This is a genomic window from Fulvivirga ligni (genome assembly GCF_021389935.1).
In the GTDB taxonomy this organism is placed as follows: domain Bacteria; phylum Bacteroidota; class Bacteroidia; order Cytophagales; family Cyclobacteriaceae; genus Fulvivirga; species Fulvivirga ligni.
Genome location: NZ_CP089979.1, coordinates 3,145,719 through 3,165,922, shown reverse-complemented (window position 1 = coordinate 3,165,922; position 20,204 = coordinate 3,145,719). Strand labels below are relative to the sequence as shown.

20 protein-coding genes are annotated in these 20,204 nt (G+C 40.2%); 16 read left to right on the top strand and 4 right to left on the bottom strand.

All coding sequences use genetic code 11. The annotated features are described in order from the left end of the window. Positions 1–22 precede the first annotated feature (22 nt). From pdxH to LVD16_RS13435, 3 genes are read left to right on the top strand one after another with little or no spacing between them, the layout of a single operon-like run. Positions 23–667, top strand: a complete 645-nt coding sequence (gene pdxH, locus LVD16_RS13445; protein ID WP_233774464.1) for a pyridoxamine 5'-phosphate oxidase — start codon at positions 23–25, stop codon at positions 665–667. Next, positions 667–1,914, top strand: a complete 1,248-nt coding sequence (locus tag LVD16_RS13440) for a glycosyltransferase family 2 protein (protein WP_233774463.1) — start codon at positions 667–669, stop codon at positions 1,912–1,914. The genes pdxH and LVD16_RS13440 overlap by 1 nt, the downstream gene beginning before the upstream one ends. Continuing rightward, positions 1,914–2,279: a hypothetical protein gene (locus LVD16_RS13435; RefSeq protein WP_233774462.1), complete on the top strand. Its 366-nt coding sequence runs from the start codon at positions 1,914–1,916 to the stop codon at positions 2,277–2,279. The genes LVD16_RS13440 and LVD16_RS13435 overlap by 1 nt, the downstream gene beginning before the upstream one ends. Here the strand turns inward: LVD16_RS13435 and LVD16_RS13430 are convergent. The 3 genes from LVD16_RS13430 to LVD16_RS13420 are packed head-to-tail and all read right to left on the bottom strand — an operon-like array spanning position 2,276 to position 4,811. Continuing rightward, positions 2,276–2,968: a response regulator transcription factor gene (locus LVD16_RS13430; protein ID WP_233774461.1), complete on the bottom strand. Its 693-nt coding sequence runs from the start codon at positions 2,966–2,968 to the stop codon at positions 2,276–2,278. The two genes, LVD16_RS13435 and LVD16_RS13430, sit on opposite strands and share 4 nt — an antisense overlap. Next, positions 2,965–3,957: a glycosyltransferase family protein gene (locus LVD16_RS13425; RefSeq protein WP_233774460.1), complete on the bottom strand. Its 993-nt coding sequence runs from the start codon at positions 3,955–3,957 to the stop codon at positions 2,965–2,967. The genes LVD16_RS13430 and LVD16_RS13425 overlap by 4 nt, the downstream gene beginning before the upstream one ends. Continuing rightward, positions 3,954–4,811, bottom strand: a complete 858-nt coding sequence (locus LVD16_RS13420; protein ID WP_233774459.1) for a UDP-2,3-diacylglucosamine diphosphatase — start codon at positions 4,809–4,811, stop codon at positions 3,954–3,956. The genes LVD16_RS13425 and LVD16_RS13420 overlap by 4 nt, the downstream gene beginning before the upstream one ends. A 210-nt stretch (positions 4,812–5,021) precedes the next feature. Here LVD16_RS13420 and LVD16_RS13415 point away from each other — a divergent pair, with 210 nt between their 5' ends. From LVD16_RS13415 to dapA, 12 genes are all read left to right on the top strand, one after another. Continuing rightward, complete coding sequence (locus LVD16_RS13415) at positions 5,022–6,104, top strand: aminotransferase class V-fold PLP-dependent enzyme (RefSeq protein ID WP_233774458.1); 1,083 nt, start codon at positions 5,022–5,024, stop codon at positions 6,102–6,104. A gap of 68 nt (positions 6,105–6,172) precedes the next feature. Further along, positions 6,173–7,093, top strand: coding sequence for a universal stress protein (locus LVD16_RS13410; protein WP_233774457.1), 921 nt, complete (start codon positions 6,173–6,175; stop codon positions 7,091–7,093). A gap of 73 nt (positions 7,094–7,166) precedes the next feature. After that, entirely contained in the window at positions 7,167–7,706 is a 540-nt protein-coding gene (locus LVD16_RS13405; RefSeq protein ID WP_233774456.1) for an RNA polymerase sigma factor, read from the top strand. A gap of 32 nt (positions 7,707–7,738) precedes the next feature. Next, positions 7,739–8,206, top strand: a complete 468-nt coding sequence (locus LVD16_RS13400; protein WP_233774455.1) for a hypothetical protein — start codon at positions 7,739–7,741, stop codon at positions 8,204–8,206. A gap of 37 nt (positions 8,207–8,243) precedes the next feature. Beyond that, positions 8,244–8,747, top strand: a complete 504-nt coding sequence (locus tag LVD16_RS13395) for a hypothetical protein (RefSeq protein WP_233774454.1) — start codon at positions 8,244–8,246, stop codon at positions 8,745–8,747. Then, positions 8,748–9,653, top strand: coding sequence for a hypothetical protein (locus LVD16_RS13390; protein WP_233774453.1), 906 nt, complete (start codon positions 8,748–8,750; stop codon positions 9,651–9,653). Between the two features lie 39 nt (positions 9,654–9,692). Further along, a complete protein-coding gene (gene xseA / locus LVD16_RS13385; protein WP_233774452.1) occupies positions 9,693–10,946 on the top strand; it encodes an exodeoxyribonuclease VII large subunit in 1,254 nt (417 codons plus the stop codon). After that, entirely contained in the window at positions 10,927–11,124 is a 198-nt protein-coding gene (gene xseB, locus LVD16_RS13380; RefSeq protein ID WP_233774451.1) for an exodeoxyribonuclease VII small subunit, read from the top strand. The genes xseA and xseB overlap by 20 nt, the downstream gene beginning before the upstream one ends. Before the next feature lie 95 nt (positions 11,125–11,219). Continuing rightward, positions 11,220–13,091, top strand: a complete 1,872-nt coding sequence (locus LVD16_RS13375; RefSeq protein ID WP_233774450.1) for a M1 family metallopeptidase — start codon at positions 11,220–11,222, stop codon at positions 13,089–13,091. A gap of 105 nt (positions 13,092–13,196) precedes the next feature. Beyond that, on the top strand, positions 13,197–15,203 hold the full coding sequence (gene ligA / locus LVD16_RS13370; RefSeq protein ID WP_233774449.1) for an NAD-dependent DNA ligase LigA: 2,007 nt from the start codon (positions 13,197–13,199) through the stop codon (positions 15,201–15,203). Between the two features lie 2 nt (positions 15,204–15,205). Beyond that, on the top strand, positions 15,206–15,718 hold the full coding sequence (locus tag LVD16_RS13365) for a DUF6913 domain-containing protein (RefSeq protein ID WP_233774448.1): 513 nt from the start codon (positions 15,206–15,208) through the stop codon (positions 15,716–15,718). 5 nt (positions 15,719–15,723) lie between these two features. Beyond that, positions 15,724–16,611 (top strand): 4-hydroxy-tetrahydrodipicolinate synthase, encoded by an 888-nt coding sequence (dapA, locus tag LVD16_RS13360; protein WP_233774447.1) that lies wholly within the window; start codon positions 15,724–15,726, stop codon positions 16,609–16,611. 170 nt (positions 16,612–16,781) lie between these two features. On the opposite strand, the gene LVD16_RS13355 is transcribed toward dapA, so the two are convergent. Further along, entirely contained in the window at positions 16,782–17,228 is a 447-nt protein-coding gene (locus LVD16_RS13355) for an RDD family protein (RefSeq protein WP_233774446.1), read from the bottom strand. Positions 17,229–17,378: 150 nt separating this feature from the next. Between LVD16_RS13355 and LVD16_RS13350 the strand changes: the two genes are divergently transcribed. Next, complete coding sequence (locus tag LVD16_RS13350; RefSeq protein ID WP_233774445.1) at positions 17,379–20,204, top strand: carboxypeptidase-like regulatory domain-containing protein; 2,826 nt, start codon at positions 17,379–17,381, stop codon at positions 20,202–20,204.

Sequence of the window (20,204 nt, the reverse complement as noted above, 5' to 3'; positions counted from 1 at the left end):
ATTTGGGCTAAAATTTAAGACCATGGATAAAAATATAGCAGATATAAGAAAGGATTATGCTTTAAAGGCATTAGATGTAAAAGATGTGCTTAAAGACCCCATCAAACAGTTTGAAAAATGGCTTAATGAAGCCCTAGAGTGCGACATTAAAGAGGCCACCGCTATGAACGTAGCTACTGTAAGTGAGCAGGGCCTACCTTCTTCCAGAATTATTCTGTTAAAAGGTGTTACCGCTGAAGGATTCACTTTTTTCACCAACTATATGAGTAGTAAAGGTCGCGAACTGGAGGCTAATCCTGCCGTAGCGCTTAATTTCTTCTGGCCAGAGCTGGAAAGACAAGTGCGCATTCAGGGTACTGCCGCAAAAGTGAGCGAAGAAGAGTCTACAGAATACTTCCAAAGCAGACCAAAAGGAAGCCAGATTGGTGCCTGGTGCTCACCACAAAGTGCTGTAATAGAGGACCGTAGCCTTCTGGAGGAACGTCAAAAAACACTTACAGAAAAGTTTAGTGATGACGAGGTACTTCCAAAGCCTAAGCAGTGGGGTGGTTATCTGGTGAAGCCTTTCCTTATAGAATTTTGGCAAGGAAGACCGAGCAGATTGCATGACAGATTGCTCTATACTTTACAAGACGACAACTGGAAAATCAACAGGCTGGCTCCTTGATGAAAAACCTGTATTTAGAAAGGTATGCCTTTAGCGAAGCCTTAATTAACGATGCGCCCGATCATAATTTAGATGCCATTGTCACTATTCCGTGCTATAAGGAAGAAGATTTGATCTCCAGCCTGCAGGCTTTAAAGAACTGCGATCGTGAGGGGCTGAGCATTGAGGTAATCATCGTGATCAATCAGTCGGAAGATGCTGATGAAAGCGTGAATGAGATTAATACAAAGGCCTTTGACAATGCTTTAGAATGGAGTCTTGCAAATGATGAGTCGGGTTTTAAGGTATACCCTTTCTTTAAAAATGATTTACCACGGAAGCATGCCGGAGTAGGCCTGGCCAGAAAGATAGCTATGGATGAGGCCGTAAGGAGGTTTGAATCCATCTCAAAACCTGAAGGTATCATCATTTGCTATGATGCTGATAGCTCGTGCGATAAAAATTACCTGCAGGAAGTGGTCGGCTTTTTCAACAACCACCCGAAGTGCCCGGGAGCCTCCATCTATTTTGAGCACCCTCTGGAAGGCCCTTATTCGGACCAGATATACCAAGCGATCATCGATTATGAGCTATTTCTCAGGTATTACGTAAATGCGCTGAGGTATGCAGGCTTTCCTTATGCCTTTGAAACCATCGGCTCTAGCATGGCTGTAAGAAGTAATGCCTACCAGAAACAAGGTGGCATGAATAAGCGCAAGGCGGGAGAAGACTTTTACTTCCTCCACAAAATCATTCCAATGGGCCATTTCGGTGAGATTAACAGCACCAAAGTGATGCCCTCACCCCGGCAATCTGATCGGGTACCCTTCGGCACCGGAAAAGCCGTAAACGACTGGCTTAGAGAAGGCCAACTCCTCACCTATGATGTGCAGATATTTGATGAGCTTAAGCAGTTTTTAGACATAGTCCCGAAACTTTATTCAGAACCTTTGATCACTCCCCTGATAGCCACAATGCCTGCTTCCATTTCCAGTTTTTTAGCCGATAATAACTTCGAAGAAGAGTTAGATAGAATAAAGAAACACTCAAAAACCTATGATACATTTATCAAGCAATTCTACCACTGGTTCGATGGTTTCAAAGTGTTGAAGTATGTGCACTATGCGAGGGACCATCATTACCCGAATTTGCCAGTTAATGACTGCTCGAAGTTGCTACTCAACCAGCTTGGAAAGCAACTGAAGGGAGATGAAAATAACCGGATGTTATTAGAAATGATTAGGGAAATTGATCGTAAATTTTCCTAATGAAATACCTTATCTCTCTCCTCCTTCTTATCTTATTCAGCTGTACTGATCCATACAATAGTGAACCTAAGTACAGAGTGAGAAATCTTGCTACTGAAGATATCACATTCCTTCTTTATAATAATGGAAACACTGTGGCAAACCTACAATTAGCCCCCAATAATGCTGAGGACGGTGATGGCGGTGGGCAGTTAGATGTTGATTCCGTCAGATTTATCAGAGGCAATGATTCAACTCTCTACATTAACCCTGTTGTAGATCAGGATCATTACATTTACCATGAAGAAAGAAATTTCTTTAATGTTGATAATTGGAAAAAGGATGGCAATGATTATTTCTATGACGTGTTAGACTCAGATTTCTAAGCCATCACCTCAAAGCGATATTCGTTATCATTCACTTTGGAAATCAGTTTCTTACCCAGCTTTTTAGCAATGCTGGCAATGTAAGTATCTACTGATTTGGAAAAGATGTAAATGTCTGAACCCCAGATATTATTCAACAGACTATCTGACGAAATGGCCTTCTGCGGATTCTGTGCAAAGAAATAAAGCAATTCAAATTCATCTCTTGGCAGCTCTACTACCTTATTTCTATGATAAACAGTGTTAGTAGCTCTGTCTATTCTCAGGTTTTCAAACTTGATCTCTTTGATGCTTTTGCGGATGATCAGGTTATTTTTTAGCACGGTGCTTATTTTATGCGTTAATGCCCTTAAGCCAGTGATCTTTTCTATGTAATCGTCCCCTCCTGTATCCAGCGCCTGAGTCTGTAGCATTTTATCAGATTTGGCTGTGAGGAAAAAGATGTAGGTGTTTTTGAAATCAGGCAGCTCACGCAATTGTCGGCAGATTTCAATACCATTCACCTTGGGCATCATAATATCTAAAACAATCAAATCTGGATGAAACTTGGTGGCCGTTTCTACAGACTTGGTGCTTTTCCGCTCTACTTCAACGGTATATCCCTCCTTCTGTAAATTGTACCTTAATAAATCTAAAATATCCTTATCGTCATCTACCAGTAAAACCTTATTCGGGTGCGCGTTTTTCATGCTGTCATTTCCTTTTCAATAATGCTATTCACTATCTCCTCCGTTTCATCCGGATATTCTATTTGAAATTGGTGATCTGTTTGCACCCACTCCTCTATTTTATGGGCCTTTTTCTTTTTGAGCTTTTTCAACACCGGAACTCCCATGGCCTTCAGAGCAGCGGCATTGCAGTGCTGCTCATATTGACCTTCCATGGGTATAACCATCAGCTTTTTACCTAAAAACATGGCTTCAGAAGGTGTTTCAAAGCCTGCTCCACACAATACGCCGGTGCTTGAGGTTATGCTGTTAATAAAAGCATCGTTATTAATGGGTGTGATACTCACATTCTCCTGAGCATAAGCTTGAGATGAATGCTTTGAGAATACCTGCCACTTCACATCTTTTACCTGAGACAGCACTTTTATAATTTTCTCATCTGCATAAGCAGGTAGATATACAGTATAATGACCTTTATCCGTAGGTTTCACTTCTCTGATGCATTTGCGAACCACAGGAGTGTAAATATTCTCATCAAAAGCATCAAAGTGAAAGCCGTAGTTCTGGGTGACTGGAGCATATCTTTTTAAAATCATCTTACCCACAATGTCATTAGAATCAGGCTTGGGGCATTTTTCAGACAAAAGAGCTCCCTGGTGGCTCAGGCCAATACATTTCATTCCTTTTCTTCTGGCTGCCCAGGCAGTGATCGGCTCAAAGTCATTGATAATCAAGTCATATTTCTCAATGGGGAAGTCCTTAATCTCTTTATAAAACCTGATGGAAGAGTTTTTCATGAAAGTCTTGCCAAAATTGATACCTCCCTTTTTACCAAAGTAGAAGCTCATACCTGGCGAACGATAAGTAAGCTCTTTAGACAGATTAATTTCTACTTGAGCTCCACTTACCAGATAATCCACTTCACCATGCTTCTCAAAAGCCGGCCCTACGTCCATGGCTCTGCTAATGTGGCCGTTTCCTGTACCCTGAATTGCGTATAAAATCTTCATGCCTTCACCGTTAAAAATTCGTTGACCATACTCTGGAATATATCCTGATTATTGAATTGCTTCTGTCTTTCTTTCTTGTTCAGCTTCACTGCCATGGCCACGGGATCTTGCAAATAATGATAAACTGACCATTGCTCATCATTATATTCAAGAGCTGTAAGGTTTTCCACCCAATCTCCTGAATTTAAGTAGGTTACCTGTCCTTTATCGGTAGTCACCAGTCTGTGTTGAGGGTGATGAATATGGCCGCAAAGCACATAATCATATTGATTACTGATAGCGATATCAGCGGCTGTCCCTTCAAAATCATCTATAAATTTTACAGCTGATTTTACGCTGTCTTTTATTCTTTTAGAAAGGGAAATTTTACCCCGGCCCATGCTTTTAGAGATGAAGTTGACTAGCGTATTGAGTAATATTAATGAGTCATACCCCACTGCTCCCAGCTTCGCCAGCCATTTGGAATGCTGCATGGTAACATCAAACACATCGCCATGGAAGATCCAGGTCTTTTTACCACCTTGCCTCAGCACTATCTTGTTCACAATCTTGAACTTACCCAGCTTAAAGCCTACAAACTTTCTCAGCATTTCGTCGTGATTACCAGTAATGTACACTACTTCAGTGCCCTTGCTGAGCAAACTGGTGATGTGTTTTACTATTTGCATATGAGAGCTAGGCCAGTAGCGCTTGCTAAACTGCCAGATGTCAATAATATCACCGTTGAGAATGAGTTTTTTGGGCTTGATGGTCTTTAAATAGCGAAGAAGATCCTCTGCATGGCAACCGTAAGTTCCTAAGTGCACATCAGATATTACAACTACATCTACCGGGCGTTTTGCTATCTCTTTCATAAAAAAATTTGAAAAAGATACCCTGGAGAGATTCAACCTAAACCTTCAGGGTATCTTTGTTAAACCCATACATTACAAATGTATAGCTCAAACATTACTACACTTTGACTGCCCGATTACTTTAGTATTACGATTAATTCCTTTTATATTATTTCAATATGAATTCTGTTAACTAAATTTGGTTTCAACACAAAAAAGCCGATTAATCAAATGAAGAAAATCTTTTTCACACCTGGACCTTCACAACTTTATTTCACTGTAGAAGAGCACCTTAAAAGCGCTCTTAAAGATAATGTTGCTTCCATTTCGCATAGAAGTAAGGCTTATGAGGCCATTCATCAGAGAGCTGTAGAAAACATAAAGGAGTTATTACAACTTCCAGAAGGTTATCATGTGTTGTTCACCGGATCGGCTAATGAAATTTGGGAGCGCATAGTACAGAACTTAATTGTATCTGAATCATTTCACTTTGTAAATGGCTCCTTCTCTAATCGTTTTCATGACATTGCTGAGAATTACAAAATCAATGCGCTTGCTAAAAAAGCAGAAGATGGCAAAGTGGTAGCTCCGGAAGAAGCGTTGATTCCACAATCATGCGAATTGATTGCTATGACTCAAAACGAAACCAGCACCGGTGCTGCCCAGCCATTAGAAGATATTTATGCCATTAGAAAGGCTTTTCCTGATAAATTGCTCTCACTGGATGTGGTTTCTTCGGCTCCATATATTCCTATGGACTATAGCCAGGTAGATACCGCCTATTTCTCAGTGCAAAAGTGCTTTGGACTACCTGCCGGTTTGGGTGTATGGATAGTGAACGTAGCGTGTGTAGAAAAAGCTTTGGAAAAACTGAATAACGACCAGATCATAGGCTCATATCATAGCTTACCTTCCATGCTTGAGAAATCAGAGAAAAACCAGACCTCTGAAACTCCAAATGTGCTAGGCATAGACTTATTAGGCAAGGTTACTGGAGATATGCTCACCAAAGGCATTGATCAGATAAGAAGAGAGACAGAATATAAGTCAGCCGTACTTTACCAGGCTATAGAAGAATGTAGCCAGCTGGCACCCTTTGTAAAAGAAGAAAAATACAGATCTAAAACCACTTTAGTAGCTGAAACCAAGGTTGATAGCAGTGAAGTGATAGGCGCCTTAGCTCAAAAAGGTATTGTTTTAGGCTCTGGATATGGTAAATACAAAAAAGAACATATACGAATAGCTAATTTCCCAACACATTCTAAAGAAAGTGCAGAACTTATTGCCGATGAATTAGTTAGAAATTTTAAATAATTAAGTTTTATTTAAGTTTCTAAATGGAAGCAAATAAATAGCTTTGCACCCGAAATTTAAACCACACTATGGAACCTTTTAAAAATGTATTTGTAGGTCTTGACACCAGTGAAATAGATGTAACCCTTGTAAAGTTTGCATCATTCATGGCTGACCACACCTCTGCTGAAAAAATCACTTTCGTAAATATTGTGAGGAACCTTAACATTCCTGCCAATGTACGAAAGGAGTTTCCTGAAATAGAGGAGACTGCTCTAAAGGAAAGAAAGGACAAAATTAAGGTAACAGTAAAAGAGCATTTTAAACCAGAGAAGAAGGTTAAAGTAGTGTACCTGATCAAAAAAGGACAAACGGGTACATTTTTAGATGTGGCTAATAAGAGTAAAGCTGACTTAATTATCATAGGTCAGAAAAAAGGACCAGATGCTACCGGCGTTACCACTATGAGGTTAGCGCGTAGAGCCAGCTGTAACCTGCTTATAGTTCCTGATAATGTGGAGCCTAAAGTAGATAAACTTCTGGTACCAGTTGATTTCTCCAGCTATGCTAAACTGGCTGTGGAGCAAACCATTGACTTTGCTGTAAGAACAGGAAGCAAAAGTGAGATCATCTGCCAAAATGTGTACACTGTGCCTGCGGGCTATCACTACACTGGAAAGACTTTCGAAGAGTTTGGTGAGATCATGAAGAAGAATGCACAGGAAAACTTCGAAAAATTCATTAAGAAAATTAAAACCAGAGACATTCCTATTCGTGCGGAATATGATTTGGATACCAATGATAACCTGGCCAGCGACATCTATGAACTGGCAGATTCTGAAAAGGTAGATTTCGTGATTATCGGCGCTAAAGGTAGAACAGCCGCTGCGGCCTTGTTCCTTGGTAGTTTGGCGGAAAAAATGGTGAATGAAAAAATGAATCAGCCTCTTTTAGTAGTGAGATTTAAAGGGAAGAACGCTGGTTTGATAGAAACTTTAAGAGAAATCTAATTTTTTTTCTTTGCTTAATTAAACCTTCAAAGTATTTTCGAATCAAAGCATCGATAACTAAGAAATCGTTTCTTTGGAGGATAAGGAATTAATAGAAAAACTTAAGCATGCTGAAAGCCGCAACTTCGGCTTTAACCTACTGGTACGCAAGTATCAGGAAAAAATCTATTGGCACATTCGTAAGATGGTTATTGACCATGATGATGCCGATGACCTGGTGCAGGATGTCTTCATTAAGGTGTATAAAAATATTGATAAATTCAGGGCAGATGCTCAGCTCTACACCTGGATTTATCGTATTGCCACCAATGAATGCCTGGCCTTCCTCAACAAAAAAAAGCGAAAATTCTTATTACCTATAGGAGATGTAGAAGGAGAACTTACGGCCAAGCTGGAAAGCTCTGACTATATCAGTGGAGATGAAATTCAGCTCAAGCTTCAGAAAGCACTACTAAAACTGCCTGATAAACAGCGGATTGTGTTTAATATGAAGTATTATGATGAAATGAAGTACGAGCAAATAGCTGAGATTACTGATACTAGCGTAGGTGCGCTGAAAGCCAGCTACCACCATGCAGTAAAAAAAATAGAAGAAATAATGACTGCTGATTAAACCTTAAGGGTGAATTATAATCTAAGGATCAAATGGCTGAAGATAGAAAACATAAAGAATTTAAACTGGACGCTCTGAAAAAAGAGAATGTTTATAAGGTGCCTGACCATTACTTTGAGCAGTTGCCGCATAAAATTCAGGAGCAAGCTGTAGAAAGTTCTAAAAAGCGAGGATGGGTTTTTACACCATCGGCGGTGAGGCTGGCACTTCCTTCTTTAGTTATTTTATTGGTGGCTGTTTATATTATTTGGCTAAAGCCTTCCACAGAAATAGAAGGCCCTAATGCTCAGGAGCTGTTAGCACAGGTAAGCAGTGAAGAGATCATTAACTACCTTGAAGATACCGATATAACTACGGAAGAGATTCTAGAGAATATAGACCTCAGCACCACTGAGTTTGACTTTGAACATGATGACACCATCCTCCTCGATGATTTCGATTTGGATGAAAACCAACTAAACGACCTTATAGATGAATACTCAGGTATTCAGGAAATATAAAATTATCACGGGCTCTGCTCGATTAACTTTTACTGATATGAAAAATATTATAGTCCTGTTTTTATTAGTAATACCATTAGGGCACCTTTTTGCTCAAGACACTGCTTTAGATGCCGACCAGCGCAGCAAGATAGAAAGTGCCAGGATAGCCCTGATCACCGAACGCTTGGGATTAACTCCTGATGAAGCAGAGAAATTCTGGCCGCTTTATAATGAGTTTATTGAAAAACGTAAAGGTCTCAGAAACGAATACAATACTGCCAAGAGCAAACTAGATCCCAACACGGCCAGCGAACAGGAAAAGAAAGACCTGCTCAACCTGGGCCTGAAGTTAAAGGAGCGACAGGTAGATTTAGAAAAGAATTACTCTGAGCGTATGATGAAAGTAATCTCTGCACAACAGGTAATGGCTCTGAGAAAGGCTGAAGAAGACTTTAGAAGAATGCTACTGGAGCAGCTAGAGCGCAGAAGGGACAGAATGGAGAGACGCCAGCAGATAAGAGAGAATAACACAGACAGAATAAGACCACGAGATAACTAAATGCTTAGAAAGCTACTTTTCTCGGCACTGATCTGCCTGGGCTTATTCAGCAACCTCAGTGCCCAGGATGATGACATCTCCTGGGAGGATCTTGAGGAACTGGAGCAGCTGCTCGATGAGGACAGCACCATGCTCATGGGCCTGCTGGATAGTTTAATTCATTTGGATGATAGTGATTTTAAACAGTCTCAATTATCTTTTAAGATCGGCTATATGAGCCAAATTGTGACGGCAGGCCGAGATCTCGGCATCGAGCAGTATGGCTTGAGTTACGGTGTATCATATTATCATCACTCAGGGGTTTATGGTGATGTTTCTGGCTATTGGAACAGTGAATCGGACCCAAAATATTATCTCACTAACACATCTGTCGGCTATATTGGAGCCATCAATAAGGCCTGGAGCTACATTATCTCCTATGATCATTATTTCTATACGCAATCTGACTCTGCTTTTCAGGCGCCCTATTCTGATGGATTAATCGGAGCCATTTATTGTAGTAAAGATGTCTTTGATACGGGCATTAGCTATTCTGTGAATTTCGGACAAGCACAGACAGCCCATAAGATCATTTGGAGCATCAATACCAATATCAACAAAAAGGACTTCTGGTTTTTTGACAAGCTTTACATCAGACCGACGGTTAGCATGCTATTGGGCAACTCCAGCATTTTACTGACCACTTTTTCCAGAGAAAACAGAAGGCTCAACATCAATATCGAAGAGAATAATGTATTCGGGCTTATGAACTATGGCATTACGCTACCCATAAGTTTAAAGAAAGGCAATTTCGGCTTCCTACTCACCTATCAATACAACATACCTGTTGAACTTCCTGGGGAAGAGTTCGACCTGAACAACAACAGTTTCTTCGGCATGAACGCATCATATTCCATTAAACTTTGAAGATGTTGGCAATAATTAAATAATTTTGAGCTCCGCACTATGGAGCACCTATCATTACATGAACTAAACACCCTGATCAAGCGCACCCTGGACTCCAACCTGGAGCCATCTTACTGGGTAGTGGCAGAAATCGGCGAAATGAGAACCACCCAGAACCGCCATTGCTATCTGGAGCTGGTAGATAAAGAAGAGAACAGAATAACCGCTAAAGTGAGGGGCACTATCTGGTCCTACACCTTCCGCAACCTCTCCACGTGGTTTGAAGGCATGACTGGCCAGGCATTGCAGCCCGGCCTAAAAGTGCTCTGCAATGTTGTAGTACAATTTCATGAACTTTACGGCCTTAGCGTCAACATTAAAGATATTGACGCCAACTTCACGCTTGGCGAAAGAGCTCGTCGTAGAAAAGAAATCATCGACAAACTAGTAGCTGAAGGTGTCTTTGAAATGAATAAGACTCACCTCCTACCTCGGGTGCCTCAGAGAATAGCCATTATCAGCTCCCCTACGGCAGCAGGATATGGTGATTTTATAGATCAGGTAAAGCGAAATGCTCATGGTTATAGATTTCACGCCAGGCTATTCAAGGCCACCATGCAAGGAGATAAAGCTGGCGAATCTATTATCAGCGCCATGATGCAGGTTTTTGAAAAGATAGATGACTATGATGTACTCATTATCATCAGAGGTGGTGGTAGCCAGGTAGATCTTGATTGTTTCGATGACTATGAACTGGCCTCTCATATTGCACAGTTTCCCTTACCAGTTATCACCGGAATAGGACACGAAAGAGATGAGACCATAGCGGATCTGGTAGCGCATACCAGAGTAAAAACTCCCACAGCAGTGGCTGAGTTTCTTATCAGTGGGCTTAGGGTTTTTGAAGAACAGCTAGAAGATTATTACGCTCGCATTCACCATAATGTGAACCAGAAACTCAACCTGGAGAGCCAACGACTAAATAGCCTGGGATATCACCTGAAAGCCGCCAGCAAAGAAAAGTTATCAGCAAGCAGCTATTTGGTGAATAACCTTTCTTTCAACCTTAAAACAGGAATTAAAAACTTTTTCAACCAGCAAAATAAAAAACTGGATCTGGCAGATACCACCATCAAATTTCTAGATCCTCAGCACGTGTTGAACAGAGGCTATACCATAACCACTGTTAATGGGAAGTTATTAAAAAATACTCAAGTAAAGGCCGGTGATGTGATAGTGTCTGAAAGCAAGGATGATATCATTACCAGTACCGTAGAATCAAGCAGAAAAAAACATGGCAAAAAAGAAGATTAGTTATAAAAACGCAGTAGAAGAGATAGAGTCTATTATTGATAAAATAGAAAATGGAGAGCCTGACGTAGATGAGCTTTCAGAGCTTGTGAAAAGAGCTGCAGGACTGATTAAAGACTGTAAAGAAAAACTGAAGAGTACCGAGGAAAACCTTTCTGAAACACTAGAAGAATTAGAATAAATTACCGTCCTTATAAATGTAATTTGATTACAAACCTCAAACCTTTAGTTTCGTCATTAAGATTATTCAAAAAACAAATAACAGATTATATGAACATGTATAAAAAACTGACATTAATCTTTTTGCTTATCCCTTTGATAGGTAAAAGTCAATCCGGCTCTACTACCTACTGGCAGCAGAAGGTGGAATATGAAATGGATATTGACATGAACGTTAATACCAATCAGTTTACCGGTGAACAAAAACTCACTTACTACAATAACTCACCAGACACATTAAATAACGTATACTACCATCTTTATTTCAATGCTTTCCAGCCTGGAAGTATGATGGATGTACGCTCATTAAATATTGCTGATCCTGACAGAAGAGTTGGAGACAGAATTTCTAAACTTTCCCCAGAAGAGATTGGATATCAGCACATTAAATCATTAAAACAAGATGGTAAGGATGTTACTTACAAAGTAGACGGAACCATACTTACTGTAAGACTGGCCAAGCCTATTCTTCCTGGTAAGAAAGCTGTTTTCAAAATGGAATTTGAAGCTCAGGTACCTATTCAGATTAGAAGATCAGGTAGAGACAGCTCTGAGGGCATTCGTTATTCAATGAGTCAGTGGTACCCTAAATTAGCTGAGTATGATGAGCTGGGCTGGCACACAGATCCTTATATCGGTCGTGAATTTCACGGTGTATGGGGAGATTTTGATGTAAAAATAAAGATAGATCCTACGTACACACTAGCTGCTACTGGATACTTACAAGAACCTGATAAAATTGGTCATGGTTATGAAGCAGCTGGTGTAGAAGTAAAAACTTCAGACAAGCCTATCACCTGGAACTTCAAAGCTCAAAAAGTGCATGATTTCGTGTGGGCGGCAGATCCTGACTACAAGCACACTACAGCACAGGTACCTAACGGACCAGTTCTTCACTTCTTCTATCAGGCGAATGATGATAACAAAGATGCTTGGGAGCAACTACCTGAGTACATGACAAAAGCCATGAGCTTTATCAGCGATAACTTTGGTAAATATCCATATGAGAAATACTCATTCATCCAGGGTGGTGATGGTGGTATGGAGTACCCAATGGCTACTTTAATTACCGGTGATAGAAATATCAACAGTCTTTTAGGAACAGCAGTACATGAATTACTACACAGCTGGTATCAGGGTGTTTTAGCTACTAACGAAAGCCTGTACTCATGGATGGATGAAGGATTCACTTCATATGCCTCTTCAGTAACTATGCAGCACTTAAGAGATCCTAACAGCACTGATGATCCTCACATGAACTCTTACAGAGCTTATTTCATGATGGCTAACAGTGGTGATGAAGAGCCTCTTACTACACACGCGGATCATTATCACACCAACAGATCTTACAGCATTAACTCTTATGCTAAAGGAGCCGTATTTGCTCACCAGTTGAGTTATGTGGTAGGTCAGGAAACTTTCATGAAAGGTATGAAAAGATATTTCTACGATTGGAAATTCAAGCACCCTACTGCTTCCGACTTCATCAGATGTATCGAAAAAACATCAGGCCTTCAGCTTGACTGGTATTTAGAAAAATTCGGTCAGACTACAGATCAGATTGATTATGGTATTAAAACCGTAGTGGGTGATGGAGATGCCACCTACGTAACTTTAGAGAAAGTAGGCGAAATGATGATGCCTATAGATCTATATGTAGAATACGAAGATGGTAGCACTGAAATCTATTACATTCCGTTAAGATTAATGTTAGGAGAAAAAGCTGTGGAAGATAAATCTGCTTCAAGAATCACAGAAGCAGCGTGGCCATGGACTTACCCTACTTATACTTTAAAAATCAGTAACAAAGCTTCTGCTATTAAGAAAATTGAGATTGACTCAACTCAAAGAATGGCAGATATTGATAGGGCAAATAACTCTGTAGAGCTTAAAGGAGCTACTACAGCCTATGAAGATCCTACGAAGTAATAGCATTAAAAAACCTTAAGAAGAAAGATGAATTCCCCCGGGAGTTCATCTTTCTTTTTTTTATAGAGATTGAGTATTTTTGCGCTCATTTCATAAGCGCCACCGATGACCAAAGACCAAGCACAATTAGAAATAGCTGAGCTCACTAAAAAGATAAACCACTATAACGAGCAGTACTACATGAATGACAAATCAGAGGTTTCTGATTATGAGTTCGATATGTTGCTCAACAAGCTCATAGCCTTAGAAAAAGATTTTCCGGAGTTCAACTACCCGGACTCCCCTTCTCATCGTGTAGGTGGCACAGTAACTAAAGAATTTAACACCGTTTTTCATAAAACTCCCATGCTCTCATTAGGTAATACCTACTCTAAAGAGGATCTGGAAGATTTTGATAAAAGAGTGGCCAAAGGCCTGGGAGATGAGCCATATGAATATGTTTGCGAACTTAAGTTTGATGGTGTAGCCCTTAGCGTTACCTATGAAAATGGTGTGCTTACCCGTGGCGTTACCCGCGGTGATGGTACCAAGGGAGATGACATCACCTTCAACGTTAAAACCATCCGAAGCATGCCTTTAAAACTTAAAGGTGACTTTCCAGAAGAGTTTGAAGCTCGTGGTGAAGCATTTATGCCCAAGAAGGTATTTGCCGCCCTTAATGAAGAGCGTGCTGCTGTAGGTGAAGAGACCTACGCCAACGCACGAAATACCGCCTCAGGCTCACTTAAGATGCAGGATTCAGCGGCCGTAGCTAAACGTAAGCTGGATTGCTTCCTTTATGCTATGAACGGAGACAACCTAAACATTGATACCCACGCTGAAGCCATAGCTAAACTTCAGGAGATGGGCTTTAACGTATCTCCAACTTACCGCAAGTGCAAGACCATAGACGAGGTTTTAGCCTATATTCAAGAATGGGATACCAAGCGTCAGGAATTACCACTGGAAACAGATGGTATAGTGATCAAGGTGAACAGCTTTGCGCAGCAGGAAAAGTTGGGCTTCACCGCTAAAAGCCCTAGATGGGCCATTGCCTATAAATACAAAGCTGAGAATGCAGCTACAAGATTAAAAGACATCACTTATCAGGTAGGAAGAACAGGTGCCATTACGCCAGTAGCTGAGCTGGACCCGGTACAGCTGGCAGGAACCACTGTAAAAAGGGCCTCCTTACACAATGCCAATGAAATTCAAAGGCTTGATCTCCGCGTTGGTGATATGGTATTTGTAGAAAAAGGCGGTGAAATTATACCTAAAGTAACTGGCGTAGAACTTACGGCAAGAACTCCGGAGTTGACACCGGTAGAATACATTAAAAACTGTCCGGAATGTGGTACAGAACTTATCCGTTTAGAGGGTGAAGCGGTACATTATTGCCCTAATTCACAAGGGTGTCCTCCTCAGATAAAAGGTAGGATAGAGCATTTCATTCAGCGTAAAGCTATGGACATAGATAGCTTGGGTGAAAGAACTATTAACCTGCTCTATGAAAAGGATTTAGTAAAGAGCCCTGCCGATTTATATGATCTTACTTATGATGATATATTCCAGCTTGAAGGGTTTAAAGATCTGAGTACGAAAAATGCCCTGAAAGGTATTGAAGCTTCCAAGGAAGTGCCTTTTGAAAGTGTATTATTCGGTTTAGGTATTCGCTATGTGGGTAAAACCGTAGCAGAAAAGCTGGCAGCACATTTTAAAAACATTGACAACATAATAAAGGCCAGTTATGATGAGTTAATTTCAGTACCGGAGATAGGTGATCGTATTGCCTCCAGCCTTCTCGCTCATTTTGAGAATGACGAAAATAAAGAAGAAATAGAGAGGTTGAAACAGGCTGGTGTGCAGATGGAGATCATAGAAAAAGAATCTACTTCTGTTTCTGATGTACTAAACGGTAAAACTTTCGTAATTTCGGGAGTATTTGCCAATTACGAGCGGGACGAATTGAAGGAGTTAATCCAGCAGCACGGTGGCAAGGTTGTCGGTTCTATTTCCGGCAAGCTTAATTATCTGGTGGCTGGCGATAAGATGGGCCCCGCAAAGAAAGAAAAGGCTGAAAAACTAGGCGTTCAAATTATCTCAGAAGATGAATTTGATGCCATGATAAAATAGATATGTTAAACAAAAAAATGCTCTCATATAAAACACGCTCGTTCATTAAAAAGAACAATGCTAAGCGCATAAGCACAGATTATAAAGATGCTGAGAGTATCGGTATATTATTCAGTATAGACGGAAAGCAAAAACATCAAATAGTAAAGGAATTTAAAAAGATATTGGAAAAAGATGGCAAGCAGGTAAAAGTGCTGGCTTATCTACCTAAGGATCAGGAGAATTTCGAATTTCTATTTGACTTTTTCACCAATAATGATGTGAACTTTTGGGGCAGCTTTACTTCAGATCAAGTACAAAGCTTTGTAGACAAAACGTTCGATTATTTGTTTTATCTGGATATAGAGACCAATGACCTAACACAAAATATATTGGCTATGAGTAAAGCCAAATGCCGTGTTGGAAAATATAATGAGAAGGGTGATTCATTTTTTGAATTGATGATCAATACTCATGACAGCAATGTGAAGGGATTAGCGGATGAGATGTATAAGTACACCAAGATTTTGAATTAAAGATTATGTCTAGATTATATGGAACAGGTGTAGCCCTGGTTACACCTTTTGACAACGATGAAAATATAGATTTTAACGGCTATAAAAATCTATTGAACTACACCGCCAAGCAGGGTGTAGACTATTATGTGGTACTTGGAACCACCGGTGAAGGCTCTACTATTTCATTGGCTGATAAAGCTGAGATACTAGAATTCACTAAAGCCAATAATGAAAGTGATTTACCCATTGTCTACGGCATTGGTGTGAATGATTCAAAGGCCACTGTTAAAATAGCCCGAGAAACTGATCTCAGCGGTGTGGAAGCTATACTTTCTGTGAGTCCGTACTACAACAAGCCTTCACAGGAAGGCATATTTCAGCACTACACCAGAATAGCTGATGAATGCCCGGTACCGGTAATACTTTATAACGTGCCCGGCAGAACGGCTTCTAACATTACTGCAGAAACTACTTTAAGACTCGCTGAGCACCCGAACATCATTGGTGTAAAGGAAGCAAGTGGTAATATGGAGCAAGCCTTAACCATCAGCAAGTATAAGCCTGAAGACTTCATGCTTATTTCTGGAGATGACATGCTTACCGTTCCTTTGTACTCTATTGGGGCTGTGGGTGTTATCTCTGTATTAGCCAATGCCTTCGGACATATCTTCTATAAAATGAAAGAAGCAGTATTAGAAGGTGATTTCGGTAAAGCCAGTAGAGAAGCATTTAAACTTTTAGACATTAATCCACTAATGTATGCTGAAAGCAATCCTGTAGGGGTAAAACAAGTGCTTGCTGAAATGGGAATTTGCGGCAATAATGTGAGACTTCCTCTCCTACCCGCTTCCCAATCATTACAAGCGAGTATTATTAAGAAGCTCAATGAAATGCAGGCTGTCACAGCCTAAAATCAGATAGATATTTAATAAAAAAGCGGCTGTCTCAAGAGTAGTTACGTGATTATTGTAGGTCACATTGAGGTGCTCGAAATGTTTCTGTATTCAAAATAATAAAGATTTCGAGAGCCTCAATCTGACTTAAAAATTACTTTTGAGACAGCCGCTTTTTTATGAGTTAATTATTTATCATCAATTACTCTGGTACCAGGTAATGAATCATGCCAGCCTACAGGCTCAGAACCAAAAAAAGAAAAACGCTCAAAAGGTATTATTCTAGAGACTGTTCGTCCTAGTATCTGTCCGAATGAGGGCTTCGCTCCGTCAACTGTTACTACCTTAGTTCTAGTTATGAATTTTCCTACGGTTTTTCCTAATGTAGCTTCCATCGTTACATAGTAAGCAGGGATCATAAAAACCAAGAAAAACATTATAAGCTCCTGACGGCCTCCGTAAATAGATATCGCATCAGAAATAAATAGAGCTAAAATCAATATGATATAGCTTATCACGATATCTATAATATAATTAGCCAACCTCTTACCAGTACTGGCCAAATGAATTTTCACATATTCTTCTCCATGAGAGCCGTGTGATTCATGAAGTGAACTATCAAGTATACCTTCCATACGTCAGATGATATTTAAATTATTGGAATGTTTCAATTTATCATGAATGATTGATACCGATAATTTGTAACCTGAATGCAATAATCAAAATTAATTTATGGAATCCTCATAGCCGCTGCATCATAAGTGTAGAACACATTAACACGGCCTATGAAAACAATATTTACTACTCTAATCATATCTTTCATCTGCATCTCAGCACTGGCCCAGGAAAGAACTATTTCTGGTCAGCTTACTGATGATGATGGAGAGCCATTACCTGGCATTAGCATAGTCATAAAAGGAACCAATACGGGCACTGTAACTGATATTAATGGTTATTACACTATCACTGCTCCTATCGGATCTACACTGGTTTTCTCTTTTGTAGGGATGGCTACAAAAGAAGTAATAGTCACTGGGTACCCCATGGCTAAGAAACGCGATCGTGAACACCATTTAGAGCCATTGCCACCCTCCTTTTACATGGATACTACCAGCGCCTCATCGCCCGGAACGGCGGTTTTAGATGAGAATACACCTACATATTACACATCTAACCGGCTTGATCCTTCCATTATTAAAAATATAGAACGCAATGGTGACCATTTTGTAGTGAAAAATTACAAAGACCCCTTTAAAAGAAGTGGATACGTACTGAACTTCTCCAGCAGCTTTTCATTAAGCCGTGTTTTCAGGCTACCCGATCTGCAAAATAACTATGCACAAGGCAGGCCAGAAAACGGCGAGTATGTCTGGCGTGGGGCTGATCAGGGTGAGATATTCTCCTGGGGGCCAGCCGTACAAGCCCTTGAGTATGATGGCAGCAACTACGCCTATGATACTAAGGGCAGACTGGTTAAAAGCGGCTCTGGCAACGGCATACCTGCTGGAAAGTATGATCCTACTTCGATCTTTAAAAATGCTGTATCATTAAAGAATGATGTAAGTCTTTCCCTGCCAGCCTTTTTAGGGGGTATACTTGACATTAAAGCAAGCCAGGAAACTAAATCTGGAATCTTACCGAATAATAGCAATCAGACCTATCAATTCTCTACAGGCATTAGTGATGCATCGACTAAGAAATCTCACTTTTCCGCTGACTTTCATTATAGTCATTCTGAAGGCAAGCTGCTACAGCGGGGATCCAACTGGAGTAATATCATAGGAAGTATATATAGAACACCTGTAACTTTTGACAATGCCAACGGCCTTAATAACCCAGAAGATCATCATGAAAGCTACCTTACTGAGATTGGTCGGCTCCGCAACCATGCTCCTGGCCTTGTTGATAATCCTTACGGAATCGTCAACCAATTACCTGATAATGAGAAAATTAACCGCACATTAAGCTCATTAAGCTACAGCTTTAACGATAAAAAATTTGGTGTCAGTGCTAAAGTCAACCTCGACGTTCAATCGGAAAAAAGGACTTATGGAATACCGTTAGGCTATGCTTCTTTTACCGAAGGTCGATTTACCAATAGAAAATCATCTCAGGCCTATTCTTACCTGAATGTATCACCTTACTATGATTTCATTAAAAAATATGGGAACACACTCAAGCTCAGATTAAGCTATATCAATGAGTATTGGAACTCTGACATCCATAGAACTGACGGGTATGGATTGTCATCCTCCATTTTTCAAGGCGAATCTGCTGATTCCCTGGCCTTCATGAACCAATCAATAGACAGAATAGCACACGAGCCTGGGGCACAGTTAAGTTATGAAAATAGTAATGAGGGAATCTATATAAAAGCGGGTAACAACCTATACTTTTCTAACACGCTCACAGGAAGAGAACTCTGGTTGCCACAGGCCTCTGTTAAAATAAAACTAAATGAGTTACTATATCTGGGTTCAATCCATAATTTGAGCCTCTACGGCAGCTATAACCAAAACGTATCTGAATCGCCGTTAGTCTATCAAAGTTGGGCCCACCAGTCTACTATATTAGAGCTGCAAAACTATAATCATTACTATGAATCTTCAGAGCTGTTTTTTGATAGTTCTACCAGGCCGCAGCGGCATCATAACTTTGAAGCAGGGACTCAACTCTATCTGAGAGGTATAAGTTTTTCATTTGATTACTTTCAAAATATGACCAAAGACTATTTAGCACCGGTCTATAGCAATGACAACTTCCAACTCCAAAATGTGGCTGATTTACTTAACAAGGGTATAAATACAAGCCTGGGTTATTTTGGCTACTTTGCCGGCGGTGATTGGAGTTCTACATTGCATTGGAGCACATTTAATACTATTGCCAAAAAAGTCTATGACAACAAACCTATTCCCATAGGTGGTTTTAAAACTGTGCAATCTGTGATAGCCGAAGTAGAACAGCTGGGAGCTATTTATGGCACATCTTACTTAAGAAATGATAATGGAGAAATACTCATTAACAATGATGGCTTTCCTATTGAAAATCAGCAAATCAAAAAAATAGGTAATCCCCTACCCGACTGGATTTTAGGTTGGTCTACTACAGCCACTTATGGCAAATTTAGCGGCTCTATGGTTTGGGAATGGAGTAAAGGTGGAGATATATACAATGGGACAAAAGCTATTCTTGATTATCTGGGAAGGTCAGAAACTAGTGGTAACGACAGAAATACAAGCAATTACATATTTCCTGGTGCCACTGAGGATGGCTCTAAGAATATTACACCAGTCAATTTTTCAAATCCCGAATTACCAGTAACTGAAAACCGTTGGGTGAGATACGGCTGGGACGGCGTAGGAGAATCATATATAGAAGATGCCTCATCCTTGCGCTTAAGCTCTCTTCAATTTACATACAGAGCCTTTAATAATCATTCTTCTTTCATTAAAAGACTCGAATTACACCTGACCGGGCATAACCTGTTGCTTTTTGCTCCATATAAAGGTTCTGATCCACAATCTCATTTGTATGGACAAACTGCTGGTTTGGATGTATTTAACGCACCTCCTACCAGATCATATCACTTGAAAATCACGGCTAACCTTTAA

What these genes read in the sequence shown, in the direction of transcription:
- pdxH (WP_233774464.1), top strand. Translation starts at nt 23, where the DNA reads ATGGATAAAAATATAGCAGATATAAGAAAGGATTATGCTTTAAAGGCA.
- LVD16_RS13440 (WP_233774463.1), top strand. Translation starts at nt 667, where the DNA reads ATGAAAAACCTGTATTTAGAAAGGTATGCCTTTAGCGAAGCCTTAATT.
- LVD16_RS13435 (WP_233774462.1), top strand. Translation starts at nt 1,914, where the DNA reads ATGAAATACCTTATCTCTCTCCTCCTTCTTATCTTATTCAGCTGTACT.
- LVD16_RS13430 (WP_233774461.1), bottom strand. Translation starts at nt 2,968, where the DNA reads ATGAAAAACGCGCACCCGAATAAGGTTTTACTGGTAGATGACGATAAG.
- LVD16_RS13425 (WP_233774460.1), bottom strand. Translation starts at nt 3,957, where the DNA reads ATGAAGATTTTATACGCAATTCAGGGTACAGGAAACGGCCACATTAGC.
- LVD16_RS13420 (WP_233774459.1), bottom strand. Translation starts at nt 4,811, where the DNA reads ATGAAAGAGATAGCAAAACGCCCGGTAGATGTAGTTGTAATATCTGAT.
- LVD16_RS13415 (WP_233774458.1), top strand. Translation starts at nt 5,022, where the DNA reads ATGAAGAAAATCTTTTTCACACCTGGACCTTCACAACTTTATTTCACT.
- LVD16_RS13410 (WP_233774457.1), top strand. Translation starts at nt 6,173, where the DNA reads ATGGAACCTTTTAAAAATGTATTTGTAGGTCTTGACACCAGTGAAATA.
- LVD16_RS13400 (WP_233774455.1), top strand. Translation starts at nt 7,739, where the DNA reads ATGGCTGAAGATAGAAAACATAAAGAATTTAAACTGGACGCTCTGAAA.
- LVD16_RS13395 (WP_233774454.1), top strand. Translation starts at nt 8,244, where the DNA reads ATGAAAAATATTATAGTCCTGTTTTTATTAGTAATACCATTAGGGCAC.
- LVD16_RS13390 (WP_233774453.1), top strand. Translation starts at nt 8,748, where the DNA reads ATGCTTAGAAAGCTACTTTTCTCGGCACTGATCTGCCTGGGCTTATTC.
- xseA (WP_233774452.1), top strand. Translation starts at nt 9,693, where the DNA reads ATGGAGCACCTATCATTACATGAACTAAACACCCTGATCAAGCGCACC.
- xseB (WP_233774451.1), top strand. Translation starts at nt 10,927, where the DNA reads ATGGCAAAAAAGAAGATTAGTTATAAAAACGCAGTAGAAGAGATAGAG.
- LVD16_RS13375 (WP_233774450.1), top strand. Translation starts at nt 11,220, where the DNA reads ATGTATAAAAAACTGACATTAATCTTTTTGCTTATCCCTTTGATAGGT.
- ligA (WP_233774449.1), top strand. Translation starts at nt 13,197, where the DNA reads ATGACCAAAGACCAAGCACAATTAGAAATAGCTGAGCTCACTAAAAAG.
- LVD16_RS13365 (WP_233774448.1), top strand. Translation starts at nt 15,206, where the DNA reads ATGTTAAACAAAAAAATGCTCTCATATAAAACACGCTCGTTCATTAAA.
- dapA (WP_233774447.1), top strand. Translation starts at nt 15,724, where the DNA reads ATGTCTAGATTATATGGAACAGGTGTAGCCCTGGTTACACCTTTTGAC.
- LVD16_RS13355 (WP_233774446.1), bottom strand. Translation starts at nt 17,228, where the DNA reads ATGGAAGGTATACTTGATAGTTCACTTCATGAATCACACGGCTCTCAT.
- LVD16_RS13350 (WP_233774445.1), top strand. Translation starts at nt 17,379, where the DNA reads ATGAAAACAATATTTACTACTCTAATCATATCTTTCATCTGCATCTCA.